Genomic DNA, 25,641 nt, shown 5'->3' with positions numbered 1-25,641 from the left:
AGAAGCGATAACCGACTAGAAACGCAGCGGGGTGTTGGGCGCACTAATGCCCAACACTTCGGCCGTAACCTGGGTAAAACGCCGCGTCAAGCGATCAAACGGGTCAAGACTCGGCGTATAGTCTACCCAGTCGGTGTTACCGACCCGATCTCGAGACAGCTGCTCGAGACTAGCCAATTGATCAACCAAACCTAGCTCGATGCTCTGTTCGCCACTCCAGATGAGCCCGGAGAAAATTTCCGAGCTATCGCTGAGCCTTTCGCCACGACCCGCGCGCACATCATCAATAAACTGACGATGGGTCTGGCTCAGCACGTTTTGCCAAAATGCCTCGGCGTCGTTATCCAAGGGTAGAAATGGGTCTAGAAAGGCTTTATTTTCACCCGCTGTGAGTACGCGCCTTTCAACGCCAATGCGCTCAATTGCCTCTTCGAAGCCAAACCCCGCATAGATCACGCCAATCGAGCCCACCAGACTCACTGGCGAGGCGACTATTTCATCGGCCGCTGCAGCAATATAGTAAGCACCGCTGGCACCGAGATCCTCAATGACCGCAATAATCGGCTTATCGCCCTGCTCACGCAGACGCATGATTTCTGCATAGATACGCTGAGACTGCACCGGGCTGCCGCCCGGGCTGTTAATGTGCAGCACCACTGCCGCCGTACTTTCCGCATCCCAGGCCCGATTCAAGCCCTGAATAATGCGCTCGGCGTTAGCCGGGGAGTCGCTGGCGATGACGCCATTAACCTCAACAAGCCCCAAGTGCTGTTGAGTGGGCGCTGCGCTGCCCTTATCATCCCAAAAAACGCTGTATAGCGTCGTTAGCACCAAGACCAGCGCAATCAGCAGCAGCATGAACCGGAAAAACAGCTTCCACCGGCGAGTGCGACGCTGCTCGGTCAACACGCCACCTATCCAGTGGTCCATCATTTCCATTTGGGCAAGGCGCTGGCGCTCGCGCAGCGTTTCGGCATCGTCACCTGGCGCGCCCGGCACGGGGTCGACGCTGCTTTCTGTCACTTCGGGCCCTTCTGTCCAGCGGTCGTCACTCATAACACATCCTTATATAGAGGCAGTCGAATCAACCATTCAACCCATCAAAAAGCTCATCGACGCTATGAGCTACCCACTTGGGCCGGCTCAACGCTAAACGCTCCGGCGTGTGAACGCCGTAGGTTACGCCGATACGATCCATACCAATCGCTCGCGCCATTTCAAGATCATACTCTGTATCGCCGACCATCACTGCCCGCTCGACGGGCACTTTAAGCTCCGTCAGCAGCTCAGACAACATCTGCGGATGCGGCTTGGAACGCGTTTCATCTGCCGTGCGACTAGCATGAAACCAGCCACCGCTGCCGGTCTCGGCAAAAATGCGATCCAGTCCGCGCCGGCTTTTACCCGTGGCTACCGCAAGTTGCTGCTGCGCATTTTCACGCAGACGCGCTAACCGAGCTTCAATGCCTGGGAAAAACAGCATCGGCGTGGTATCCACCGTCACAAAATGGTGTGAATAGCGCTCGCGAAGTCGTTCGGCCTGGGCGGGCAAAATACCCGGGCAGAGTTTGGCAATCGCTTCGGGCAGCCCCAGACCAATAATATCTGCTACCTCAGCCGCCGAAAGCTCGCCCCATTCGACTTCCAAAGCAGCCGCCTGCATACATGACACAATCCTCGGCACGGAGTCCATCAGAGTACCGTCCCAATCAAATATAATCAGCTCGTACTGCATGGCAGTTCCTTATTGAGAGGGCGTAAAGTGAAAGGCGCTTATCGTCGAGCGCGCTTAAGCGTCTCTTCCAAGGCTTCTGGCAGCGGCGCCTTGACGGTAACCGGACGGCCGTTACCAGGCTCTGGAAAAGTCAGCGCGCGGGCGTGCAGAAAAAGGCGCCCTAACCCTAGCTGCTTAGTCAGCAGGCCGCTTTCACGGGTAGCATATTTATCATCACCCAGTAGCGCGTGGCCTGCATGGGCAGCATGCACACGAATTTGATGGGTGCGCCCGGTGACCGGCTCGGCTTCGATCAGAGTGACTTTTTCGAAGGTTTCGACCACCGAAAAATGGGTGCGAGACACTTTCCCGTTGGGATCGACGCGTACACGGCGTTCGCCGTTACCCGCATCGAAGCGATCTAGCCGAGCACTTTCGTAGGTTTTTCGCGTTGGCCAACGCCCGCTCACCAGCGCTAAATAGCGCTTATCCATGCCGTGTTTTTTCAGCGACTCATTGAGCGTCACCAGCGCATCGCGAGACTTGGCTAGCAGCAGGCAGCCCGAAGTGTCGCGATCCAAGCGGTGAACCAGCTCCAGGAAGCTCAAATCGTCGCGCACCTGACGTAGTGCTTCGATCAAGCCAATTTTAACGCCGCTACCGCCATGAACCGCCAAGCCTGAGGGCTTATTAAGTACCATCCAATCGGGCCCTTCCATAATAACGCTGCCCACTAACACATCACGCAGATTATCGCTGACTTCCTTAACGGCTTCGCGGGGCGTCAAGCGTAACGGTGGAACGCGGACTAAATCGCCCGCCTGTAAGCGGTAATCGACCTTTACGCGCTTTTTATTAACGCGCACTTCGCCTTTACGCACGATGCGATAGATAAGCGCACGTGGCGCCCCCTTAAGACGCGTCATGAGAAAATTATCAATTCGCTGCCCAGCCTGTTCCGGGGCGATATCCACCCACTGCACTTCACGCCCTTCGGACATTACCGCTTACTCCTGCTCTGCTGTGACGCTAAAAACGGCATTCTAACGTAGACCCAAGGGCATTGCGTCAATTGCTGGTCGTACTCTTTACTGTTATATTCCAAGTTGTTCACCAGCTAAGCGCAAAAAGCTTCCTTGTCTAGCGCTAGTGACTAGCTGAATGATAGCTAATTGATTAAATTTGTTAGCAAAGAGCATCAACGCTGAGCTTGGTCAATGCGCCTGCCCGACTAACACGCAGGCCAGAACACAAAACGGCACCAGTGTACGCATTGGCCGTTTTCCAGGATTAAAAATTGATCTTAAAAATGCAGTAACTCTGCCGCCCGTTTTATGCCGGCAGATTAAAGTAAGCCTAGCCCTCAACGGCAGGCAGTAACTAAACAACGCCACTCCCTGAGCAGCCCCTCCTTATTCGTCACAAGGCGCTGGCTGACTCTGGGCGAAAAGTTCAACGCTGTGCCGGTGGCAGGCGTTGGTGAATCGATGAATGCCAGGTGTTGGCGGTGTCAGCAGGGCCGGATGGACGTGACAGAGCCACCGGAACACGTCCTGCCTCCGCCACGTACTCAACGCCCTATTGGCCGGGTCGGCGATGACGCCCTCCCGGCTTGACGCGTCAGCATAGCAATGCGCCGAGCACAAGCACGCAGCACCCAGCGGTTCGCCTACGTCACCCCATAGGCCGTTCGCCGGTACGCAACGCTATGCGAGACACTATGAAACGGATGCTTATTAATGCGACCCAGCCCGAAGAGCTGCGTGTCGCTTTAGTTGATGGACAACGCCTTTACGATTTAGACATCGAATCCGGCGCAAGAGAACAGAAAAAAGCCAATATCTATCGCGGTAAAATCACCCGCGTTGAGCCCTCCCTGGAAGCCGCCTTTGTTGATTACGGTGCGGATCGCCACGGCTTCTTGCCGCTGAAAGAAATTTCCCGTGAGTACTTTGTCAAAGACGTCTCCGGGCGCCCAAGCATTAAAGAAGTGCTTAAAGAGGGCCAAGAGGTCATCGTCCAGGTTGATAAAGAGGAGCGTGGCAATAAAGGCGCCGCGCTGACTACCTTTGTTAGTCTGGCGGGCCGATTTTTGGTGCTAATGCCCAACAATCCGCGGGCGGGTGGCATTTCGCGCCGTATCGAAGGCGATGAGCGCAGCCAGCTCAAAGACGCCATGAGCCAACTGACCGTGCCCGACAAAATGGGCCTGATCGTGCGCACCGCTGGCATCGGCCGTAACCCTGAAGAGCTGCAGTGGGATCTGGATTATCTGGTTCAGGTGTGGGAATCGATTACCACCGAGGCTGCCAAGCGCCCTGCCCCGTTCCTGATTTATCGTGAATCCAACGTCATTATTCGCGCCATGCGCGACTACCTGCGCCAGGATATCGGCGAAGTACTGATCGACAGCCCCGAGATTCATGCCGAGGCGCTGGGCTTTATTCGTCAGGTCATGCCCTCGTATCAGCAGAAGATCAAACTCTACGCGGACGAAGTGCCGCTATTTTCGCGCTTCCAGATTGAATCACAGATCGAGACTGCCTATCAGCGCGAAGTGAAGCTACCTTCTGGCGGCTCGATTGTGATCGATCACACCGAGGCGCTGGTCTCCATCGATATCAACTCCGCCCGCGCCACTCGTGGCAGCGATATCGAAGAGACGGCCTTGCAGACCAACTCTGAAGCCGCCGACGAGATTGCTCGCCAGCTACGCCTGCGCGATATCGGCGGCCTAGTGGTTATCGACTTTATCGATATGGGGCCCGCGCGCAACCAACGTGAAGTTGAAAACCGCATGCGCGACGCGCTTAAATTAGACCGTGCGCGGGTCCAGATTGGCCGCATCTCACGCTTCGGCCTAATGGAAATGTCCCGTCAGCGCCTGCGCCCCTCGCTGGGCGAAACCAGCGGCGTGGTTTGCCCGCGCTGTAATGGCCAGGGCACCATTCGCGATGTACGCTCGCTGTCGCTCTCCATCATGCGCCTGATTGAAGAAGAGGCCATGAAAGAGAACAGCGCGCAGATTCGCGCCATTCTGCCGGTACCGGTCGCCACCTACCTGCTGAACGAAAAACGCAGCGTCTTGGCTGATTTAGAGTCACGCCAGGGTGTACGCGTCGTATTGCTGCCTAACCCTGAAATGGATACGCCCCACTACGACGTTCAACGCTTGCGCGACGACCACTTGGATGAGGACGACACCCAGAGCCTATCGAGCTTTGAGCTATCGACCGATACCGAAGTGGGCAAAGAGCCGACCCCAAGCTTTGTACCACCCTCACTGCGGGCGGAAGCAGCAGTGAAAAGTGTTGCGCATAACGCGCCCGCGCCCGCCTCGCTGCAAACGGAAGAGAAAGCGCCAGCTGCGTCTCCAGCCCCTGCGGCTAAAGCAGCACCCGCGAGCAGCGAGCAGCCCAGCGTGATTGGTCGCTTTATCCGTGGCTTCGCCAAATTATTGGGTAGCGACGAAAGTGCCGCCGAAGCGACTCCTGCACCGAAGGCTGAAACGCCTACGCCACGCAGGATAAACGAGCGTAAAACTACTCAACGCAACAACGATTCGCGCCAGAAATCATCACGCGGTGAGCGCGGCGACAACGCCAGCCGTAACGAGTCGCGCGGCGCCAGAACGGAACAAAAAGCTGAACCAAGAACCGAGCAAAAGGCTGAACCCAAAGCCGAGCAGCGCAGCAGCACCCCGCGCGCCAACGGTGACGAGAGCAGCGACAAGCGCAGCGGCCCCAGCCGTACCCGCAACCGCCGTCGTCATCCTCAGCAAGAAGAGGCCAATGGACAAGATGTAGCCAACAAGGCGCCTCGCAAAGAGACCCAGGCTGATCGCTCTGCCAATGATAGCGCCAGCAAGGACAACTCAGCCAAAGAGAGCGCTAAAGATAACGCGAGAGATAGTGCTAAGGAGAGCAATCGCAACAAGGACACAGCGCCGAAAGCGTCGCGTGGCGACAATCAAAATGATGAAACGGCTAAACCGGATGACGGCACGCCGAAGCGTACCCGCAACAACCCGCGTAATCGCACCCGCACCCAGGCGATTAACCCCCAGGCAGAAGCCGAGCAGTTAAAACTGCAGGCTGAAGCACCGGTTGAAGCGCCAGAAACCTCAGCGCAACCAAACGAAACGGCGACTGCGGAAAGCCTAACGACTGAAGCTCCGGTTGCCGAGGCAGCGGCTGTTGAAAACGTTGAGCCAACCTCTGAAGCTGCTCAGCCAGATGTGGCGGAAGCGCCAAAAGCAGTTGAAACGACTAGCGCCACTGAAATTGCCAGCACTGTTGAAACCACTGGTAGCGATGCATTGGACACGCCTACTACGGCTGACCGGCCCGCGGAGACAAACGCCAAAGCGCGTAAGTCGACCCACCAGCGCAGGCAGCCCAAAGCGGCTCCATCTGAAGAGGCCAACACTGCCGAGCAGCAAACGGCCGCTGTGGCACCGGCAGAACCGGTAGTAGAAGCCGGCAACCAGCCAGCGCTGGCCATTGAAACGGCGGATACGAGCGAGGTTGAAGCCTCACAAAGCGAGAATCAGCCCGCGTTGTCCGAAGCTAAGCCTGAATCGGCAGAAGCAAATGTCGCCATTCAGTCAGAAGCTCAACCGGAAGTTCCGACAGAAACTCAACAGAAAGTTCAGCCAGCGCTAGACGACGAGTTCAAGCCCACTAGCGAACCGTCAAAAGCAAGCGACGATGCGCCAACCCCCGCTGCCGAAAGCGAGCTGCCCGTTTCAGCGGAGCCTACGGTTGCGGCTGATGTCGATCAAAGTAGCAACGAGCGCCAGCCCGCCGAGACACCTGAAGCGGATAAGTCAGTGCAAGCAGCTGCTACTGAAACAACAGCCGAACCCCAAGCGAGCCCTTCGTTTGAAGAGCCGCAACCTGTTGAGCCAGTCGTCAGTGAAGCACCTACTGAAGATGAGGCCCCGAAACCACGCCGCCGTACCCGGGCCCACAATGACCCGCGTGAAAAGCGTAAACAGGCGCAGCAAGACAGCCGCTCCGAGTAACAACGGACGTATGTTGTAACAGCAAAACCCCGCCTCGGCGGGGTTTTTGCGTTATAGCGCCAGCAAAACGGTAAGCAGCGTTATGGATTGATGAACCGCGGCTCCGGCTCCAGTCGAACGCCAAAGCGTGCCTCAACCTGGGAGGCGACATCATTCGCGGTTTTGGTAAGCCCCTGGCGATCCCCGCCACCAAAGTGAACCAGCACCAGCGCTTGATGCTGGTGTAAGCCAAAGGCGCCATCGCGCATACCCTTTAAGCCACATTGGTCTATCAACCAGCCTGCCGCGAGCTTGGTCTGTCCTTTTTGAAGTGGAAAATGTGGCATTTTAGGATGCGCAATCAATAGCTGTGCAGCCAAAGCGTCGCTGACAACGGGGTTTTTAAAGAAGCTCCCCGCATTAGCTAGCACTTGAGGGTCGGGCAGCTTCTCGCGACGAATGGCACATACCGCATCGGCAACCTCAAGCGGCGTGGGGGAGCCGGCTACTCGCTTAGATAAGTCGCCATACCCAAGCTTCGCTGCCGGCGTGCGCGACAGGCGCAATATCAGTTGAGTAATCACCACCTTATCGGCCAACTCACCTTTAAACACACTGTCACGGTAGCCGAAGGCACACTGCTGAGTGTTTAACCATTCAACACGGCCTGATGCAATCTCCATGATTTGCACCGCCTGCAGCGTATCGGCAAGTTCAACACCGTAGGCACCGATGTTCTGCACCGGCGCTGCGCCACAACTACCGGGGATCAGCGCTAGATTCTCGATACCCCAAAGTCCGCGAGCGGCACTCTCCATCACCAAGGCGTGCCAATTAACGCCCGCACCTACCTGGACAAATATCTGCTCTTTATGGGCCTGCTGTTGATGCCCGGCGGGGCGGCTTAGCCACCAATGATTCAACGCTGGCTGAACGACTAATCCCGGCAATTTTTCAGGCAGTAGTACGTTGCTACCGCCACCTAACAGCGTAACTGGCCACCCCTGAAGGCACGCATCTGCGAGAACAGCTCGCAGCGCTGACAATGTGCGCGGCGCTGAAAAGTACTCGGCTTGGCAAGGCAGTTGCAGTGTATTGGAGGTCGTCAAATCGACGTTGCTGAGAATATTCATCAGCTTAGCATCCCATCTGCGCCATCAGAGCTCACGCTTAAGGTGTTGAATCAGCCCTTCTGATGCCGCTTCGATCATATTCAGGACGTTCTCAAAGCCCTCTTCACCGCCATAGTAAGGATCGGGGACTTCGCCATCCGGAGTACCGGCAAACGCCAAAAAAAGGCCCACATGAGTCTGACTATTAGAGGGTTTCATAGCGCGAATGGCGCGTAAGTTGTCTTGATCCATGCCCAGCACATAGTCAAAGTCGCTGAAATCCTGCTTGCTTAGCTGGCGAGCACGCAGGCTACTTAAATCGATACCACGGCTAAGCGCTGCCTGCTGCGCCCTTGAATCCGGCGCTTCGCCCATATGCCAAACGCCCACACCGCACGAGTCAATCTCAACCTGATCAGCTATTCCAGCCCGCTCAAGAGCACGGCGGAAAACACCTTCTGCAGTAGGTGAACGACAAATATTGCCAAGACACACAAATAACACTTTCACCAAAGCTCTCCTTAACGTTTGGGCTTATTCTGTAGCACCCGCGCCAGCGCTAGTCATGAGCAGCGCCCTTACCCGCGCTATGTTAACAGCGCCCGAACCCGCGCTAGATCCTCAGCCGTATCGACACCGGCTGGATTTACTTCACAGGCTAAGGCCACTTGAATAATGTGGCCGTTCTGCAGTGCGCGCAGCTGTTCAAGCTGTTCGAGCTGCTCAAGACTTGAGGCTGGCCAGTCGCGGTAGGCGGCTAAAAAGCTTGCGCGGTAGGCATATAGGCCGATATGACGCAGCCAAGCATCCGTCGCCAGCAGCGTGGGCGGCTGCTTAAATTGCTCACGGTCCCAGGGAATTGGCGCCCGTGAAAAGTACAGCGCCCGGCCCTGAAGCGTGCGCACTACCTTAACCGCATTGGGATTGAACAGCGTTGCAACATCGTTAATCGGTTCAGCCAACGTGGCGATTGAAGCATCCTGATCTTCAGCCAGGCGGAGGGCCACTTGGTCAATCAGCGCGGGCGGGATTAACGGCTCGTCGCCCTGAACATTGACCAACAGCGCGTCATCCGCCAACGCCAAGATATCAGCCACTTCTGCTAAGCGGTCGGTGCCTGAAGGATGATCCGCGCGGGTCATGATCACTTCGGCACCGTATGGCAGCATGGCGTCGCGAATGCGGACATCGTCGGTGGCAACAACTACGCGACTTGCATGGCTTTGACAGGCGCGTCGCCACACGTGGGCGACCATCGGCTCCCCGGCGATTTCAAGCAGTGGTTTGCCCGGTAGTCGAGTGGAGCCATAGCGTGCAGGCACGACAACGGTAAATTCAGGGAAAGCCATTAAGCGCCTCCGGCACGTCCTGAAGAGCGTCCTGAAGAGCTGTGCAGTTTCTCATCTGCATCCATAACACGAGCCTCTTCAGGCAACATCACCGGAATTCCCTCTTGAATGGGATAGGCCAAGCCATCGTAGTGACAGCGCAGCTCTTGAGCCTCGCGGTCATATTTCAGCTTGCCGTTACACAACGGGCAGACCAGCATTGCCAGCAGTTCCTTATCCATGCGCGTATCTCCTTTGGGAAAGTGCCGACAGCCGTGCTGCCAGCCAATGCTCAAATTCGGATGGAAGCGTGGCTTCCACGTCTAATACCCAGCTATTAGTCGGCGCTATGGCGTAGCACTTAACAGCGTCTTTGGCGGTCATAATAACGGGGCGTATATCGGTAAAGCTTAGCGCGTCAGCGCTATATTGCTGGTGATCAGCGAGCGGGTGCCAGTCGCCTTCGACACCCAAAGTGGTCAGCGTGCGAAAAAAACGCTCAGGATGGCCGATACCCGCCACCGCGTGCACCGGCAACGTAAACGGCAGTGGCGTTAGCGGGAAGCGCTCGCCATCTTCAAGGCGGCGCCAGCACAACGGGGCTAACTGCATAGTGGTGGCAGAAGCAACAGGCAGCGTCTGCTGAGAGCCTCCATTGACGATCACCGCATCCACCCGCTGCAGGCGGCTGGGCGATTCGCGTAACGGCCCAGCGGGCAGACAGCGGCCATTGCCTAGCCCGCGAGCGCCATCGATAACCACCAGCTCAATATCCCGGGCCAGCGCTAGATGCTGCAAACCGTCGTCGCTAAGGATAATATCGCAGCCCGCCGCCACTAATGCCTGGGCACCCCGCGCACGCTGAGGGTCGGCTACCACCGGCAACCCCGTTTGCTGTGCCAGCATCAGCGGCTCATCGCCACTCTCGATAACGTTGGTGCTGGCGGTGACGAATAAGGGATAATACCGCGCTTTTCCGCCATAGCCACGGCTAACGATTCCCGGCGACCAGCCTTGGGCCACCAGCCAGTTGGCTAACCACGCCACCAGCGGCGACTTCCCGGTGCCGCCTAGCGTAATATTGCCTACTACGATAACCGGTACTGCTGCCTTCCAGGCGTCTTTTGTTCCGCTACGGTAGGCGTTTTCACGCCGCGCCATGCCCCACTGATACAGCGCGCCTAGGGGAGCCAACGGCGATAACCAACGGCTGCCTTGGTAAGCGCCCTTCAGCCAGCGCTGTGCCAGCGTCATAGCGCCTCTTGAAACTGAAGCTGATGCAGTGCTGCATAAGCGCCATTGGCATCCAGCAGCACTTGGTGCGGCCCTTCTTCGATAATGCACCCTTGATCCATCACCACAATTCGGTCGGCCCGCTCAATGGTCGACAGGCGGTGGGCAATTACCAGCGTGGTACGCCCTTCACAAACCCGCTCAAGGGCTTTTTGAATATAGCGCTCAGACTCTGTGTCCAGTGCAGAGGTGGCTTCATCCAACACCAGCAACGGGGCATCTTTAAATATCGCACGGGCAATCGCCAGTCGCTGGCGCTGACCTCCAGAGAGCATCACGCCGTTTTCGCCCACTATAGTGGCATAGCCATCTGGCAGTTTATCAATAAACTCATGGGCATAGGCGGCTTCAGCAGCGGCTTTGATGGCTTGAAGGTTTGCATTTTTCACGCCATAAGCAATATTATCGGCAATAGAGGCATTAAATAGCGTCACCTGCTGAGACACCAAGGCAATTTGTTGACGCAGCGGCCCAAGCGCGTACTCATCAACATTAATGCCATCAATGCTTATACTCCCTTCGCTGGGTCGATAAAAGCGCGGCAGCAGGCTGACCAGCGTTGACTTACCGCTTCCCGACCGACCCACAATAGCGACTAACTCTCCCGGCGCTAAGCGCAGATTAATGTTATGCAGCACTTCAGGCTGATCCTCTGCATAACGGAAACTGACATTATCGATCATCACATCACCGCTTAAGCGGTTGGCAACGTGCTTGCCGTTATTCTGTTCGGGCGTCATGTCCAGCAACCCAAAAAGCTCAGACGCTGCCGCCAGCCCCTTCTGAATTTCACCATTGATCTCGGTTAATTGGCGCACCGGTTTTATCATCAGAGCCGCAGCGGTGATAAAGGCGACAAACTCACCGGGCGTCATGTTCTCCATCAGCGAGGGCGCCATCGCCAGCCAGACCAGTATGGCCATGGAGATCGCTACCAGCATTAGAATCACCGGGGAACTGACGGCCCGGGTCATGGCTTCCTTCATGCTCTGACGGCGATTCTCTTCACTCACCCGCTCAAAACGCTGCTTTTCATACTCTTCAGCGCCGTGGGTACGCACCACGCGGTATCCCGACAGCGCTTCCGAAGCGATATGAGTCACATCGCCCATAGAGTGCTGAATGCGCTTTGAAATGCGCCTAAAACGCTTGCTGACGTAGCTAACCACCACGGCAATGATCGGCGTCACGCCCAAAAACAGCAGCGTTAGCATCCAGTTAGTCCAGAGCAGATAGAGTACCAGGCCGACCACGAACAGGCCTTCACGGAGAATAATCGTTACCGCCTTGGTAGCCGCCCCCGCGACTTGTTCAACGTGGTAGGTCACCCGCGACACCAGTTGACCGCTGGAGTGGTGGTCAAAAAACCAGCCGGGCAGATGGAGTAGATGGGCAAACACGTCGCAGCGCAGGGTATGAATCACGTAGCGGCCCACATAAGCCATAAAATAGGTGCTTAAAAAAGTACCTAGCCCCCGAGCGGAAAACATAATAATCACAAACAGCGGTAGAAATAGCCGAAAGGCCGCATCCGGGTTTTGAATGCCATCAATTAAACGCTTCATCATTTCTGCCAGCGCGGTACTCGATGCGGCGTAAACCACAAATCCCACCACTGCCAGCGCAAAAGCACGCCAATGCGGCTTTACATAGCCCAACAACCGTTTATAGATAACCCAACCTGAATCAGTCACACGCGCTCCTGGCCGAAGACCCAAGGGCCTATAGTATGCAATGCGGGGAATTCTACCTGATGGCGACGCGCTTCAACACTGGTTGCCTCGTCCTATCAGTGGGCGCGTCGTTTTAACGTTAATGGGTTGAGCCGCGTTGAGCCAAAAACGCAGCGCACCGTCGTGGGCCGTGCTCCATAGGCAACTGCCTTGTTGACGAAAACGTCGTACAACGGAGTCGACCGGATGCTGAAAGGGGTTATTCCGCCCGGCGCTAAAAATAACCTGCTCAGGCGCGCTGCGACGAACAAACTGAATACCCGAGCTAGTGCCGCTACCGTGATGCCCCGCCACAAGAACTGAAACAGGTGACTCAACGTCGCGCAAAAAGCGTCTTTCTATATCCGTGCTCACATCCCCGGTGATCAGCAGTCGCTGATCACCAACGCTTACCTCTAACACGCAGGAGCGATCATTCGCCGAGAGCGTATTTTCACCCGCAGGCGGCCATAAGATGCGATAGCTTATGCCATCACGCCGCCACGCTTGGCCGCGCTGGCAGGCAACGCTAGAAATGGGCAGCGTCTCACCTGCTGGTGCCATCCACTGGTCAACCTGATGATCAGTTTTTAAGGCGCTAACGCCACCCGCATGGTCATTATCGGCGTGGCTAACGATCACCTGATCAAACTGCTGGCCCGGCGACCATAGGGTTTCTAACGGCATAAAGCCGCCACGAAATCGCGGTCCGGTATCGTACAGAAGGCGGTAATTTTGGCTGCGCAGTTCTATTAACTGTCCCTGCCCCACATCGTACACGCTAACTTTGAGCGCATTCTGGGAAGTCGATGACGAAATCGTCCACCACGGCAGCGCTACAACCAGGGCAGTGGCAGCAAGCCGCAGCCCCGAAAGCACTGCAGGTAAACCCCAGCATAACGACAGCAGTAACAGTGCGAAGGCGAGCGGATACGTTAGCGGCCGATCAGGTTCCCATAATGGCCAGTGTTGAACGGCAAGCGTCAGCAACAGCTGGAAAACGCTAAGTGCCTGTTCAAACAGCCACCACACCAACTCTCCCACCAGGGGAACAGGAGACAGCAGCCACCCCAATAGCGCCGTGGGCACCATCACCGAGCTTACCCAGGGCACAGCAACTAAATTGATCAGCGGTGCAGCTGGTGCCACGCGACCAAAGGCGACGAGCACAGCAGCGGCCATCAGAGGTGCTAATAACAACTGCGATCTAACCAGCGCCCAGCACCAACCTTTTATCCCAGTTGGTCGCTGACGCCCCTGCCAAATAATGATTAACCACGCTACCGCTACAAATGACAGCCACATGCCGGGCCGCCATAACGCCAGTGGATCAACCATTAATACCAGCGCAAGCGCCAGCCACCACGCTTGCCAAGGCCCAGGCGCATGACGCCCGCTGAGCACCCACAGCCCAATCAGCGTCATCACCATCGCCCGCATGGCCGGCGGCGCCATCCCAGCAAGCGCGGCATATCCGATGCAGGCAACCGCCGCTGACCACCACGGCCAAGTGCGCATCCGCCAGTTGCTCGGCGTGGTTAATCGCGCAACCAGCTTGGCCAGCAGCAACACAAACGATGCCACCAGCCCCACATGCAGCCCTGAAATCACGACCAAGTGTGTCGTACCCGTTGCATTGAGCAGCGACCAATCGTCTTGGGTTAGCTGCTCGCTATCACCCAATGTCAACGCCGCCAACCAGCGTTTAGTCTGCTCTTCAAGCGCCTGGCGAGCTAGAAAGTCCAGCCCAAGCTGACGAAGCGAAGGGCCAGCCGAGGATAACCGGGCAGGAGCTGGGTCTTGACGCAGGTAGCCGGTGGCGTGAATACCTTCTCGCCATAGCCACTGTTCATAGTTAAAAGTATCAGGGTTGGCAAAGCCACTGGGTGGGCGTAGACGTAGCGTCAACTGCCACTGCTCGCCGGGCTTAAACACATCATCGCTATAGGCGGTGACGCGCACCTTACCAAGCGCTGAACAGCTGGGGCGTTGGGGAGGGTTAATGGAAACGCTATTTGAAGAACTCTTTAAATAGCTGTGGCAGTTGTTAACGGCTAACAGCAGACGCGTTGCATCGCCCACCGGCTGAGCGGTCAAAATAGTGGCCTCAACGGCAACATCTTCACCACTTAATCCTGCCGGTAAGCGGCTCGACCATTCACGTTGAACACCTGCAAACACCCACAGGCCAACCAAAAGCCAAATACTCAAGCGGGGCCGCCATGCTAATAGCAGTAACGCGGCCACCAAAACACCACCATATGTGTTTGAAGTTAACCCGGAGAGGTGGCTATACCACGCAAACAGCCCGCCCATGAGCGCCGCTATAGCGGCTGGCATAGCAACCCCTAAACGCATAGAACCCTCCTGGCGAATGTTCGTTGATGGCCTAAACCTACTCTGTATAGCCGAAGGGCAGCTCTATATGGATAATGGCCCCATCGATAGGTAAGAGTATCCGTAATGCCGCGCCGGTTCCTGCAGCGCTACATGCCCAAACCCGACACTATCAGGAAACAGCGCTCGCTTCGCTTTATGGCGCCGCTGATTGCCGATCCTGGTTTGTGGCTTCTAACACGCCGAAGCGTTTCGAATGCGTTTAGCGTAGGCGTATTCTGCGCCATGCTGCCCATCCCTTTTCAGATGGTGGTCGCCGCGCTGGGCGCTCGTCTAACCCGCTGCAACTTAGCCCTGTCCGTGGGTTTGGTATGGATCACTAACCCATTAACCATGCCACTGATCTTTTACGGTAACTACTGGCTTGGCACCGTTATACTGGGCAAGCCCGTGCGGGACGCGCCTTCGCGCATTTCGACGCACTGGATAGCCGAACAGATGCACGACATTATGCCGCCACTGATCGTCGGCTCGCTGGCTACGGCGATAGTGTTGGCCATCGTCGCCAATATTGCCATTCGTTTAATCTGGCGCTGGCACGTCTCCCATAACTGGAAACGCCGCAGCCAGAAACGTCGGCAGCGGCGCGCACAGGTTAAAGCAGAACTTGATGACTAAGTTTGATGACTCAGCTTGATGACCAAGTTTAAGAACCAAGCTTGATGAGTTAGCTGGTTAAGACAGCTTAACGAACAGGCATGTCGATTAAAGCGCTGGCGCTTGTTCTACCAACTTACCTGCATCCAGCTTAAGCACCCTGTCTTGATGGGCCGCCAGGCTAACGTCGTGAGTCACAATAACAAAGGCGCAGGCGCTCTGCTGGGCCAGTTCGTCCATCAGCGCCAAAATAGTCGCCGCCGTGGTCTGGTCAAGGTTACCCGTGGGCTCATCCATAAGCACCAGACTGGGATCGGTGACCAGCGCCCGCGCGATGGCCACGCGCTGGCGCTCCCCGCCGGAAAGCTCGCCCGGCTTATGATCCGCACGCGGCCGCATGCCTACCCGCTCGAGTATCTGCATCGCCCGCTGCTCGGCTGCCTTTTTCGACTGGCCGCGAATAATCAGCGGCAACGCTGCATTTTCGACAGCGGTAAATTCCGCCAACAGATGATGAAACTGATACACAAAACCAATGTAGCGGTTACGGAAGCTACCCAGCGCCGCTTCATTCAACCCTGACAACGGCTCACCGGCGATCACTACACTGCCTTCACTGGGACGATCTAGCCCCCCCAGCAAATTTAGCAGTGTCGTCTTACCCGACCCCGAGCTACCTACGATGGCCACCCGCTCCCCGGCCCGCACCTGCAAATTGAGCTTATCGAGTACAGTGAGATCCTGGGGACCTTCACTGTAGGTACGTGTCAACGCTTGGCAATCGAGCATCACCGCAGCGTTTTGCCCTGTATTCATCGACATCGTGTCATCCTTATTCCTGAAGCCGTTATTCATAGCGCAACACATCCGCTGGCTGAACTTTTGCCGCCCGCCAAGCGGGATAAAGTGTCGACAGGAACGTCAGGCCAAAGGCTGCCAAAACGATCCGAATAACATCGCCCCACTGCAACTGAGAGGGTAAATCGCTAATGAAATAGACCCCGGCATCCAAGAACTGGATACCCAGCGTGCCTTCCACCCAGCCAATCAAATCAGCAATCGTGAGCGCCAGTAACACACCCACAGCCACCCCGATGGCAATACCAATCAACCCAATGGCCATGCCCTGAACAATGAAAATGCCCATAATTGAGCTCGGCTTAGCGCCGATTGTACGCAGAATGGCAATATCCGCGCGCTTGTCGGTGACCACCATGACCAGCGTTGAGACGATATTAAACGCCGCCACGGCGATAATCACGGTTAACAGCAGCGCGATCATACGCTTTTCCATTTGTATCGCCTGGAAAAGATTGCCTTGGGAGAATGTCCAGTCACTGCCCCGATACTCCGGGCCAAGCTCATTAAGAATCGCCTGGGTTTCGCTGCTAGCGGCAAACAGATCATCCAACTCTAGGCGAAGTCCGCCGACCGCATCGCCAAGACGGGCAAGCGTTTGCATATCTTCAATATTGGCGTAGGCCAAATTAGCGTCTAGCTCGGCGCCGACGCTAAAAATACCGCTGACGGTGAAGCGCTTTAAACGCGGGAAGACGCCAGCGGGCGTAATGGATGCTTCGGGCACTAACAGCGTCACCCGATCTCCCACGCCAACGCCCAAGTTGCGTGCCAGCATCGACCCCAACACCACATTCCACTCACCGGGCACCAGATCGGCCAGCTCACCTTGGCGCATATGCTCGCCGACAATAGACACCCTACCTTCCCAGTCAGGGTTAATACCGTTGACCATAGCGCCCTGATTGCGTCCACCCACCGAGAACATGCCTTGCTGCTCAACGTAGGGTGCCGCACCGATGACGTGCTCGCGCTGCATTAACTCTTCAGCCAAGGACTCCCATTCGACCATCCCCACCCGGGACTCGATTTTAGCGTGGGGCACCATGCCTAAAATACGCGTGCGTAGCTCATGGTCGAAGCCGTTCATCACTGACAATACCAATATCAGGACAGCGACCCCCAGCATTAACCCCAGCATAGAGGTGAGCGAAATAAACGAAATAAAATGGTTCCGGCGTTTAGCGCGCACGTAGCGCAGCCCCACCAGAAAAGGCAAACGATCAAGCATGGCGTCATTCCTTATCAATAAGCGCTCATGGTACGGTTTTTTAAGTCTCTCTGCATGTTCAAACGGCCATTAGAGCGGTCTGCGCCATGAGCGTTCAGATTAAAACGTTACGCTTGCAACTTGCCCCGCCACGCCCTACATTGCGCCGATTTACTGTTGACCGTGGGGCTGCGCTTTTATGACTTTTCGTTTGCTACCCGAATGGTATCCCCAAGATGGGATACAACTGACCTGGCCACGCCATGACGGCGATTGGGCGCCACTGATCGAGCGCATCGAAGCCACTCTCGAGCGCATTGTGATGGCCACTACACGCTATCAACGCGTGCTTATTTGCGTACCCGACGAGGCCACCAAACGGCGCTTGGCCAATACGCTTGACGCCTACGGCGTGCCCGCTGAACGCCTGCAGCTTATTGTCGCACCCACTGACGATACCTGGGCACGGGATCATGGGCCGATCAGCGTGATCGATGAAGAGGGCCAATGTGTCATGCTCGATTACACCTTTACCGGCTGGGGCGGTAAATTTCCCGCCGAGCGCGACGATCGTCTCACTCAATGGCTTGCGGATGCGGGCGTATGGGCCTGCCCGGTGGCAAAGCGGGAGTTTGTACTGGAGGGCGGTGCCATCGAAACCGACGGTGAAGGCACCCTGCTGACCACCGAAGCATGCCTGCTAAACCCCAACCGTAATCCCACGCTATCCCGAGCAGAGGTGGAGGCGCAGCTAGCCCAAGATTTCGGCGTTGAGCGCATATTGTGGCTGACCAACGGCCATTTGGAAGGCGACGATACCGACAGCCATATTGATACCCTCGCACGCTTCTGCGATCCATCCACCATTGCCTACGTGCGCTGTGATGACCCCAACGACCCCCACTACCCGGCCTTGGCGGCCATGGAGCAGGAACTGCAAGCTTTCCGGCAGCGCAATGGCGAACCCTATCGGCTTATCGCCCTGCCCTGGCCCCAGGCTTGCTTTGACCCGGAAGATGGACACCGCCTGCCCGCCACCTACGCTAACTTTTTAATTATTAACCACGCTGTCCTGGTTCCCACCTACGGCGACCCGGCGGATCGGATCGCACTGCACTCGCTAGCGGCTGCTTTTCCCGAGCATACGCTTATCCCTATTGAGTGCGTCAGCGTTATTCGCCAGCATGGCAGCCTACACTGTTTAACCATGCAATTGCCCCAGGGAACGTTTGCTGCTGCCAATCATTCGCGTATTAAACCTGAGTAAAGGAGCCATTATGGCGAACACATTAACCGTGGGTATCGTGCAGCAGTCCGCCTGGCCGGATAAAGCCAAAAGCCTTGCCATCAGCGAAGAAGGCATTCGCCATGCGGTGAAACAAGGTGCGCAGTTGGTACTGCTCCAGGAACTGCACGCTACTCACTATTTCTGCCAGTTTGAGGATCCGGCTCTGTTTGACCTAGCGGAGCCGCTTGACGGCCCTACCGGCCAGCGATTGGCCGCGCTCGCTAAAGAGCTGGATATTGTATTGATCGGATCGCTGTTTGAGCGGCGTGCACCGGGGCTGTATCACAATACGGCGGTGGTCTATGACCGTACGAAGGGAAGGATTGGCCAGTATCGCAAAATGCACATTCCCGATGACCCCGGGTTCTATGAGAAGTTTTATTTTACCCCCGGTGATCACGATAGCGCTCGTGCAGAGGGCTTCACGCCCATCGACACCTCGGTGGGTCGCTTGGGTGTGCTGGTCTGCTGGGATCAGTGGTATCCCGAAGCTGCTCGCCTAATGGCGCTGGCCGGTGCCGATTTACTGCTCTATCCCACCGCGATTGGCTGGGATCCCAACGATGACAGCGCTGAAAAAGTTCGCCAAAAAGATGCTTGGACGGTGATCCAGCGCGCCCATGGCGTAGCGAATGGCTTACCCGTTCTGGTAGCCAATCGAGTAGGCTTTGAGACCGATCACTCTGGGGTCGGCGATGGCATTCAGTTTTGGGGCGGTAGTTTTGTCTGCGGGCCGCAAGGTGAACTACTAGCCCATGCGGGAGAAGAGACAGAACAGCTCGTTGTCAAACTTGATATGGCGCGCAGTGAAAATACCCGGCGCATCTGGCCCTATCTGCGCGACCGTAGAATTGATGCCTATGGGGACCTAACCCGCCGCTACCGCGACTAGATAGCCTTCGATTGCTTGCTAAACAAAAACACCTGCCTTGGATAACGACCCAGGCAGGCGTTTTTCATTACAAACTAATTAGCTGATTTATTTCCAGAAATCGCGGATTGAAGCGATCCCTTGAGCACCCACGGCACGGGCGTGATTGGCATCAAAGCGGGTCATACCACCAAGTGCGAATACAGGCATGCCTGCACGCTCGACCAGTTGCTGGAAATCGTGCCAGCCGAGCGGAAACACTTCAGGGTGCGACGGCGTGGTGCGCAGTGGTGAAAGGCTGACGAAATCGCAGCCTAATACCGCTGCTTGGGTAAGCTGCTTTTGGTTGTGTGTTGACGCCGAGAGCCACTTGTTTTCAGCAATTGGACGGCGTTCAAGTTGCATTAAACGCTCACTGGTCAAATGGATACCATCGGCATCAATGCGATCAAGCAGCGTTGGCTCACCATTTAACAATAGCCGCGCGCCATGCTCACGACACAGGCTTAGCGCTCGCTGGGCACGCGCAAGGTAAGCGGCCTCGTCCAGCTGTTTAGCACGCAGTTGCACCAGGCGAATGTGGTCTTCACGCAGCGCACGCTCCAAAAAAGCATCAAAGCGCGCCTCATCCAACTCTTCACCGGTGATTAGATACTCGGTGGGCAATCTCACCGCGCGTAAAATCGGTAAATTAGCTGCCGGAAAGGGGTAGTTGGAGAGCTCGCTCATGGGCACCCAGCGCACCGCTTGCCCTTCTCGGCCAAAGGGCTCGCCAGCAAACTCGTGCACCTGCCAGACGTCGAGCAGGATATGTTTATCGGGATACTCGTGATGCACGCGGATCAACGGCTGGGCGCAGACAATTTCTACGCCCAACTCTTCGTGCAGCTCACGTTTTAAACCTTCAAGACCGGTTTCATAAGGAGCCAGCTTACCGCCTGGAAACTCCCACAGTCCGCCTTGATCAACGTTCGACGGCCGACGAGCGATAAGTACCTGCTGTTGATCGGCGCTAATAATCGCAGCCGCCGCGACGTGAACCCGCCGTTTTACCTTTATGCTCATATACTCATCCACTCACTACGTCTTTATTCACTGTGTGCACACTGATATTGATGATGACGGTGCCATCTCGCTGCGTATGCCCTGTACTGCTGCCAGTTAAATGCTCCGTCGAGGGGGAACAACTGACTAGCTGCGGTAATCCGCGTTGATAGATACATAGTCATGGGAGAGATCAGAGGTCCACACCGTGGCGCTCTCTTCACCGCGTCCCAAGTTAATACGAATGGTAATGTCTGATTGCGCCATCACGGCGCTACCCGCTGCTTCGGTATAACCAGCGGCACGCCCGCCATGCTCGACTAAACGCACATCACCCAACTCAATCACCACGCGATTAACGTCAAAGTCACTCACGGGCGCCCGACCAACGGCTGCCAAAATACGCCCCCAATTAGCATCTGACGCATAGAGCGCGGTCTTAACCAGCGGTGAATGAGCAACGGTGAACGCTACATCAAGCGCTTCTTGACGGCTTTTTGCTTCGCCTACCTGAAGGGTTACGAACTTAGTCGCGCCTTCGCCGTCGCGAATAATCGCTTGCGCAAGCTCGGTCATCACCCGCTGCAACGCATTACGGAAAATCGATACCTGCTCTTCATCGACTATCTGCGGACCAGTGCCAGTCGCCGCTATCATGCAGGCGTCATTGGTCGAGGTATCGCTGTCCACCGTAATGCAGTTAAAAGAGCGATCCACGGTTTCCCGCAAGAGGCGATCTAGAAGTGGTGCCTCAATCGCCGCATCGGTGACGACAAATCCCAGCATGGTCGCCATGTTGGGTTTGATCATGCCTGACCCTTTAGCGATGCCGTTGATCGTCACCGTCTGGTCGCCAATGTCCAATGTGACGGTTGAGCCTTTGGCGCGGGTATCAGTGGTTAATATACCCAGCCCTGCGTGTTGCCACGCAGGGCCGTCGCTGGCCAGAGTTTCCAGCGCAGGCCCCAGTCCCGCCAATAGCCTTTCCATCGGTAGCAGCTCGCCAATCACGCCGGTTGAGAACGGCAACACGTCGTGCTCGTTTACCCCGGCTTGCTTGGCAAGCTCGGCACAGCTTGTGCGCGCATCGCGCAAGCCTGCTTCTCCCGTGCCTGCGTTGGCATTGCCGGTATTTATCAGCCAAAAGCGCGGTGCGCGGTTATCAGCACGGCACATCTCAAGGTGCTGCTTTGCCACTATCACCGGCGCGGCGCAAAACGCATTTTGGGTAAACACACCTGACACAGTGGCAGTTTCGGGCAGCTCAATGACCACCATATCGCGACGGTTAGGCTTCTTGATGCCTGCCATTGCTACACCCAGACGCACCCCGTCAAGGGGCGGCATATCTGGAAAAGACGTATTTCCTACCGCCATGTGTTTCTCCTTTTGGCAGACGCTATCTCAGCCGCTGTTTCAGAACTTGGCACCGTTAACTCAACTTTCCACAGCACTGCTTATACTTCTTACCCGAGCCACAAATACACGGATCATTACGGCCAACCTTCGGCCCTTCACGACGTACCGGACGACCATCAACGCTGGGCGCTTCCTCGGAGGTGCCCGACTGCTCGCTGGCTGGATCGTCGTGACGGCTGGCAGCAGCCGTAGCGGTTTCACGCTCCAACGCTTCACGGCGCTGACGCTCCAGGGCGTCGACTTCCTCAGGCTGACGTACTTGAACGTGGCTAAGAATACGCGTCACATCGGCCTTAATATGTTCGAGCAACTGCTGGAAGAGCGTAAAGGATTCACGCTTGTACTCCTGCTTGGGATTTTTCTGAGCATAGCCGCGCAGGTGGATGCCGCGACGTAGATGATCCATCGACTGAAGGTGCTCTTTCCAGCGCGTATCCAGCACTTGCAGCATTACCTGCTTTTCAAAACGGCGGATTAACTTCTCACCGGCAGCATCAATTTTGGCTGCATAGGCCTCGCGATGCATGGCTTGCAGCCGCTCGCGCAACTGCTCCTCGCTGAAACGATCATCTTCAGCGGCCCACTGAACGACAGGGGCATCAAGGTTAAATTCCGTCTTGAGATGCGCTTCCAAACCGGGCAAATCCCACTGCTCGGGCAGACTCTGAGGCGGCACGTAGTCGCTGATCGCCGTTTCCATAACCTCTTCACGGATACCAATAACGGCATCCGCAACGTTGTCCGCAGCCAGAATCTCATTGCGCTGGTCGTAGATCACCCGGCGCTGATCGTTGGCGACATCATCGTATTCAAGCAGCTGTTTACGAATATCGAAGTTGCGCCCTTCAACTTTTTTCTGAGCCCGCTCAACGGCATTGGAAACCATTTTATGCTCGATGGCTTCGCCATGCTCAAGACCCAGCGCCTGCATCAAACGTTTAACGCGATCTGAGCCAAATAGGCGCATCAGGCTATCTTCAAGCGACAGGAAGAAGCGCGTCGAACCTGGGTCGCCTTGGCGACCGGCACGGCCCCGCAGCTGGTTATCAATACGCCGGGATTCGTGGCGCTCAGAGCCAACGACGTGGAGGCCGCCAGCGGCCAACACACCATCGTGACGCGCTTGCCACTCGGCTTTGAGTGCATCAACCTGCGCTTGAGTGGGGTTTTGCAGCTTCGCGGCTTCGGCCTCCCAGTTGCCCCCCAGAACGATATCGGTACCGCGACCGGCCATATTAGTGGCGATAGTGATTGCCCCTGGGCGACCAGCCTGGGCAATGATCTCGGCTTCACTCTGGTGCTGCTTGGCATTCAGCACGTTAAACGCTAAGCCAGCCTCGCGCATCAGGCTGGCAAGATACTCAGATGTCTCAATTGAAGCGGTACCCACCAAGACCGGTCGGCCAGCTTCCGTTTCAGCCCTGACATCTTTGATGATCGCTTCGTATTTCTCTTCAGCGCTCAAATAAACCAAATCATTCAAGTCTTTACGTGCCAGCGGGCGATTGGTTGGAATAACCACTACGTCAAGGCCATAAATCTGCCGAAACTCGAAGGCTTCAGTATCTGCCGTACCGGTCATCCCCGCTAACTTTTCATACAGACGGAAATAGTTCTGGAAAGTGGTGGAAGCTAGCGTTTGGCTTTCACGCTGCACTGTGACGCCTTCTTTAGCTTCAACGGCTTGGTGTAAGCCTTCCGACCAGCGACGCCCCGGCATTGAGCGACCGGTATGCTCGTCAACGATGACGACTTGGCCTTCGGAGACGATATAGTCAACGTCCCGGTTGTAGAGATAGCGGGCGCGCAGGGCCGAGTGCATATGCTGGAGCAAGTTGAGATTTTGTGCGGCATAAAGCGATTCATCATCGCCTAACAAGCCTTCAGAGCGCATCAGCTCTTCAACTTTATTATGCCCTTGCTCGGTCAGCTCAACCTGCTTCTGTTTCTCATCAACTAAGAAGTCACCGACGACGGTGGCCTCTTCATCTTCAATCTCTTCACCCTTCTCAAGCTGCTGAGCAAGTTGGTTAACGACTTTATAGAGATCGGTATTTTCATCGACAGCGCCTGAAATAATCAGCGGCGTACGCGCTTCATCGATAAGAATCGAGTCAACCTCATCGACAATCGCATAATGCAGCCCACGCTGGACTTTATCTTCTAACGAGAACGCCATGTTATCGCGCAGATAGTCGAAGCCGAACTCGTTATTAGTGCCGTAAGTAATATCGCAATGGTAGGCATGACGCTTCTCTTCACCGGTTTGCCCAGAGAAGATGACGCCAATGGTCAGGCCTAGAAACTCATACAGCGGGCGCATCCACTCGGCATCACGCCGGGCCAAGTAGTCATTCACCGTGACCACGTGCACACCTTTACCCGGCAGCGCATTTAGGTAAACCGCCAGCGTCGCGACCAGCGTTTTACCCTCACCGGTTTTCATCTCCGCAATACGACCACGATGCAACGTCATACCACCGACCATCTGTACGTCGAAATGACGCATGCTCATGACCCGCTTACTGGCTTCACGAACAATCGCAAAAGCAGGGGTTAGCAACGCATCCAGGGATTCGCCCGACGCCAGGCGCTCGCGAAGCTCAGCCGTTTTGCCCTGTAGCTCAGCATCGCTAATAGCCTCAAACTCTGCTTCTAGCGCGTTAATCTGCGGCACATTTTTGTGCATGCGTTTGACATCGCGATCATTTTTAGAGCCCACGACTTTACGTAATAAATTATTAAGCATGAAATATCCAAATATTCGCGAGCGACCCATCGAGACTCGCCCTATTTCTTCAAGCCCTTCTCCGAAACGAGAAGGGACAAAGTAGCTGTATTAGTCAACTCGACGGGAAAGGAGGACCGCGCTGAGTCAAAACATCGCGCGCCGCGACCAGCATGGTCATTGGGGGCAGCCAATTATATAGACATCTTGCTGGCGCAAATCGCCGCGGGCTTTGCGCAAAGCGGCGTACTGCACGCCGTCTTTTGGCAATCCAGTGCGACTGAGCGCGTAAAATCGCGGGTACCCAGAAACAGATTATGACGCTACGTTCACCGCCGCGAAAAGCATCCGCAGGACCTAAACTAGCAGGCAGGAGGCAACTCACTAACAGACCGGCCAGCCACCAACGTGCAATACCGTAGCGACGCTGGCGCCGCGGCAAAGCAGATTGAATATCAAGCGTGGATGACATGCTGTAGACCGGCTCCTGAGCGTGGTAGTATCGGCTAATAGTTGCTCGGCAAAAGCGCCGACATCCCCATTAGCGGTGCCCTAGGATAGCGGTACCCTAGGAATTAAGCGTATGAGTATAAAGGTTAAGCGTTCTCGCGCACAGCCCATCGCCCGTTTGCTCTCAACGTCCGGCGATATTAACCAGTTAATGCGCCTGTCTCGCTTAATCGACCAGGCGCAGCGGCATCTGCGCGCCCACTTGCCCGAAGAGATGCGTGAGCATATTTTTGTCGGCGGTTTTCGCGAAGGTCGTTTAACACTTATTAGTGGCCAAGCAGCTTGGTTAACGTGGCTACGCTTCGAACAACGTCGCCTGCTAGAACTACTTCATCAATTGCCCGGCTTTGAAGGCGTGAATGGTTTTACGTTTAAAGTACGTCCCGTGCGCCCTATTGTGGCCCCGCCGCGCAACACGCGCTGTCTTTCAGCAGATGCAGGTAAAACACTTGCAGAGTGCGCTGAGGATACGACCAACCCTGCTTTAAAGCGTGCGCTTGAACGTCTTGCGTCACACGCACGCCCCCATGAGTAATCCACAAACTTAAAGTGCCG

The 25,641-nt window shown here is 56.0% G+C and carries 21 protein-coding genes; 5 read left to right on the top strand and 16 right to left on the bottom strand.

From position 1 onward, the window contains the following. Nucleotides 1-15: 15 nt before the first annotated feature. Genes sppA through QT230_RS02560 form a run of 3 tightly spaced genes read right to left on the bottom strand, consistent with a single transcriptional unit; the run spans nt 16 to nt 2,715 of the window. Complete coding sequence (sppA, locus tag QT230_RS02570) at nt 16-1,056, bottom strand: signal peptide peptidase SppA (protein WP_308319918.1); 1,041 nt, start codon at nt 1,054-1,056, stop codon at nt 16-18. 28 nt (nt 1,057-1,084) lie between these two features. Further along, complete coding sequence (locus QT230_RS02565) at nt 1,085-1,735, bottom strand: HAD-IA family hydrolase (protein ID WP_308319917.1); 651 nt, start codon at nt 1,733-1,735, stop codon at nt 1,085-1,087. Between the two features lie 38 nt (nt 1,736-1,773). Then, nucleotides 1,774-2,715, bottom strand: a complete 942-nt coding sequence (locus tag QT230_RS02560; RefSeq protein WP_308319916.1) for an RluA family pseudouridine synthase — start codon at nt 2,713-2,715, stop codon at nt 1,774-1,776. A gap of 719 nt (nt 2,716-3,434) precedes the next feature. Here QT230_RS02560 and rne point away from each other — a divergent pair. Further along, complete coding sequence (gene rne, locus QT230_RS02555; protein WP_308319915.1) at nt 3,435-6,740, top strand: ribonuclease E; 3,306 nt, start codon at nt 3,435-3,437, stop codon at nt 6,738-6,740. Between the two features lie 80 nt (nt 6,741-6,820). On the opposite strand, the gene murB is transcribed toward rne, so the two are convergent. From murB to QT230_RS02520, 7 genes are all read right to left on the bottom strand, one after another. Beyond that, complete coding sequence (gene murB, locus QT230_RS02550; protein WP_308319914.1) at nt 6,821-7,852, bottom strand: UDP-N-acetylmuramate dehydrogenase; 1,032 nt, start codon at nt 7,850-7,852, stop codon at nt 6,821-6,823. A 24-nt stretch (nt 7,853-7,876) separates the two neighbouring features. Then, nucleotides 7,877-8,341 (bottom strand): low molecular weight protein-tyrosine-phosphatase, encoded by a 465-nt coding sequence (locus QT230_RS02545; protein WP_308319913.1) that lies wholly within the window; start codon nt 8,339-8,341, stop codon nt 7,877-7,879. A gap of 77 nt (nt 8,342-8,418) precedes the next feature. After that, nucleotides 8,419-9,180: a 3-deoxy-manno-octulosonate cytidylyltransferase gene (gene kdsB, locus QT230_RS02540; protein ID WP_308319912.1), complete on the bottom strand. Its 762-nt coding sequence runs from the start codon at nt 9,178-9,180 to the stop codon at nt 8,419-8,421. Further along, entirely contained in the window at nt 9,180-9,401 is a 222-nt protein-coding gene (locus tag QT230_RS02535) for a Trm112 family protein (protein ID WP_308319911.1), read from the bottom strand. Before QT230_RS02535 ends, kdsB begins: the two co-directional genes overlap by 1 nt. After that, on the bottom strand, nt 9,394-10,413 hold the full coding sequence (lpxK, locus tag QT230_RS02530) for a tetraacyldisaccharide 4'-kinase (RefSeq protein ID WP_308319910.1): 1,020 nt from the start codon (nt 10,411-10,413) through the stop codon (nt 9,394-9,396). Before lpxK ends, QT230_RS02535 begins: the two co-directional genes overlap by 8 nt. Continuing rightward, entirely contained in the window at nt 10,410-12,146 is a 1,737-nt protein-coding gene (msbA, locus tag QT230_RS02525) for a lipid A export permease/ATP-binding protein MsbA (RefSeq protein WP_308319908.1), read from the bottom strand. The genes lpxK and msbA overlap by 4 nt, the downstream gene beginning before the upstream one ends. A gap of 72 nt (nt 12,147-12,218) precedes the next feature. Next, nucleotides 12,219-14,522, bottom strand: coding sequence for a DNA internalization-related competence protein ComEC/Rec2 (locus tag QT230_RS02520; protein WP_308319907.1), 2,304 nt, complete (start codon nt 14,520-14,522; stop codon nt 12,219-12,221). 105 nt (nt 14,523-14,627) lie between these two features. On the opposite strand from QT230_RS02520, the gene QT230_RS02515 reads away from it, so the two are divergent. Next, a complete protein-coding gene (locus tag QT230_RS02515) occupies nt 14,628-15,179 on the top strand; it encodes a DUF2062 domain-containing protein (RefSeq protein WP_308319906.1) in 552 nt (183 codons plus the stop codon). Nucleotides 15,180-15,266: 87 nt separating this feature from the next. Here QT230_RS02515 and QT230_RS02510 read toward each other — a convergent pair whose 3' ends face one another. Continuing rightward, nucleotides 15,267-15,980: an ATP-binding cassette domain-containing protein gene (locus QT230_RS02510; protein ID WP_308319905.1), complete on the bottom strand. Its 714-nt coding sequence runs from the start codon at nt 15,978-15,980 to the stop codon at nt 15,267-15,269. A gap of 25 nt (nt 15,981-16,005) precedes the next feature. Continuing rightward, entirely contained in the window at nt 16,006-17,247 is a 1,242-nt protein-coding gene (locus tag QT230_RS02505) for a lipoprotein-releasing ABC transporter permease subunit (RefSeq protein ID WP_308319904.1), read from the bottom strand. A gap of 178 nt (nt 17,248-17,425) precedes the next feature. Between QT230_RS02505 and QT230_RS02500 the strand changes: the two genes are divergently transcribed. Both QT230_RS02500 and QT230_RS02495 read left to right on the top strand, forming a co-directional pair. Continuing rightward, nucleotides 17,426-18,493 carry an agmatine deiminase family protein gene (locus tag QT230_RS02500; protein WP_308319903.1) on the top strand — a complete coding sequence of 356 codons (1,068 nt, stop codon included), beginning with the start codon at nt 17,426-17,428 and terminating at the stop codon, nt 18,491-18,493. Between the two features lie 10 nt (nt 18,494-18,503). Further along, the gene (locus QT230_RS02495) at nt 18,504-19,406 is read left to right on the top strand and encodes a carbon-nitrogen hydrolase (protein WP_308319902.1); all 903 of its coding nucleotides are present in this window, start codon (nt 18,504-18,506) and stop codon (nt 19,404-19,406) included. Between the two features lie 87 nt (nt 19,407-19,493). Here QT230_RS02495 and QT230_RS02490 read toward each other — a convergent pair whose 3' ends face one another. From QT230_RS02490 to QT230_RS02475, 4 genes are all read right to left on the bottom strand, one after another. Next, a complete protein-coding gene (locus QT230_RS02490; protein WP_308319901.1) occupies nt 19,494-20,450 on the bottom strand; it encodes a Nudix family hydrolase in 957 nt (318 codons plus the stop codon). 126 nt (nt 20,451-20,576) lie between these two features. Next, the gene (gene argJ, locus QT230_RS02485) at nt 20,577-21,806 is read right to left on the bottom strand and encodes a bifunctional glutamate N-acetyltransferase/amino-acid acetyltransferase ArgJ (protein WP_308319900.1); all 1,230 of its coding nucleotides are present in this window, start codon (nt 21,804-21,806) and stop codon (nt 20,577-20,579) included. Nucleotides 21,807-21,861: 55 nt separating this feature from the next. Further along, nucleotides 21,862-24,597: a preprotein translocase subunit SecA gene (gene secA / locus QT230_RS02480; RefSeq protein WP_308319899.1), complete on the bottom strand. Its 2,736-nt coding sequence runs from the start codon at nt 24,595-24,597 to the stop codon at nt 21,862-21,864. Nucleotides 24,598-24,691: 94 nt separating this feature from the next. Further along, nucleotides 24,692-25,048, bottom strand: coding sequence for a hypothetical protein (locus QT230_RS02475; protein WP_308319898.1), 357 nt, complete (start codon nt 25,046-25,048; stop codon nt 24,692-24,694). 111 nt (nt 25,049-25,159) lie between these two features. On the opposite strand from QT230_RS02475, the gene QT230_RS02470 reads away from it, so the two are divergent. Next, nucleotides 25,160-25,621, top strand: a complete 462-nt coding sequence (locus tag QT230_RS02470) for a DciA family protein (RefSeq protein WP_308319897.1) — start codon at nt 25,160-25,162, stop codon at nt 25,619-25,621. The last annotated feature ends 20 nt before the right edge of the window (nt 25,622-25,641 follow it).

Origin of the sequence: Halomonas sp. SpR8 (assembly GCF_031010195.1) — a bacterium.
Classification (GTDB): Bacteria; Pseudomonadota; Gammaproteobacteria; order Pseudomonadales; family Halomonadaceae; genus Vreelandella.
Note: the sequence above shows the minus strand (reverse complement) of the source record. Positions and strands in the feature narration are given on the sequence as shown.

Coding starts and splice junctions, on each gene's coding strand:
- QT230_RS02560 (WP_308319916.1), bottom strand. CDS start 2,715: ATGTCCGAAGGGCGTGAAGTGCAGTGGGTGGATATCGCCCCGGAACAG.
- QT230_RS02520 (WP_308319907.1), bottom strand. CDS start 14,522: ATGCGTTTAGGGGTTGCTATGCCAGCCGCTATAGCGGCGCTCATGGGC.
- rne (WP_308319915.1), top strand. CDS start 3,435: ATGAAACGGATGCTTATTAATGCGACCCAGCCCGAAGAGCTGCGTGTC.
- QT230_RS02515 (WP_308319906.1), top strand. CDS start 14,628: ATGCCGCGCCGGTTCCTGCAGCGCTACATGCCCAAACCCGACACTATC.
- QT230_RS02535 (WP_308319911.1), bottom strand. CDS start 9,401: ATGGATAAGGAACTGCTGGCAATGCTGGTCTGCCCGTTGTGTAACGGC.
- QT230_RS02475 (WP_308319898.1), bottom strand. CDS start 25,048: ATGTCATCCACGCTTGATATTCAATCTGCTTTGCCGCGGCGCCAGCGT.
- QT230_RS02510 (WP_308319905.1), bottom strand. CDS start 15,980: ATGTCGATGAATACAGGGCAAAACGCTGCGGTGATGCTCGATTGCCAA.
- secA (WP_308319899.1), bottom strand. CDS start 24,597: ATGCTTAATAATTTATTACGTAAAGTCGTGGGCTCTAAAAATGATCGC.
- lpxK (WP_308319910.1), bottom strand. CDS start 10,413: ATGACGCTGGCACAGCGCTGGCTGAAGGGCGCTTACCAAGGCAGCCGT.
- QT230_RS02495 (WP_308319902.1), top strand. CDS start 18,504: ATGGCGAACACATTAACCGTGGGTATCGTGCAGCAGTCCGCCTGGCCG.
- murB (WP_308319914.1), bottom strand. CDS start 7,852: ATGAATATTCTCAGCAACGTCGATTTGACGACCTCCAATACACTGCAA.
- argJ (WP_308319900.1), bottom strand. CDS start 21,806: ATGGCGGTAGGAAATACGTCTTTTCCAGATATGCCGCCCCTTGACGGG.
- QT230_RS02500 (WP_308319903.1), top strand. CDS start 17,426: ATGACTTTTCGTTTGCTACCCGAATGGTATCCCCAAGATGGGATACAA.
- QT230_RS02505 (WP_308319904.1), bottom strand. CDS start 17,247: ATGCTTGATCGTTTGCCTTTTCTGGTGGGGCTGCGCTACGTGCGCGCT.
- kdsB (WP_308319912.1), bottom strand. CDS start 9,180: ATGGCTTTCCCTGAATTTACCGTTGTCGTGCCTGCACGCTATGGCTCC.
- QT230_RS02470 (WP_308319897.1), top strand. CDS start 25,160: ATGAGTATAAAGGTTAAGCGTTCTCGCGCACAGCCCATCGCCCGTTTG.
- QT230_RS02565 (WP_308319917.1), bottom strand. CDS start 1,735: ATGCAGTACGAGCTGATTATATTTGATTGGGACGGTACTCTGATGGAC.
- sppA (WP_308319918.1), bottom strand. CDS start 1,056: ATGAGTGACGACCGCTGGACAGAAGGGCCCGAAGTGACAGAAAGCAGC.
- QT230_RS02490 (WP_308319901.1), bottom strand. CDS start 20,450: ATGAGCATAAAGGTAAAACGGCGGGTTCACGTCGCGGCGGCTGCGATT.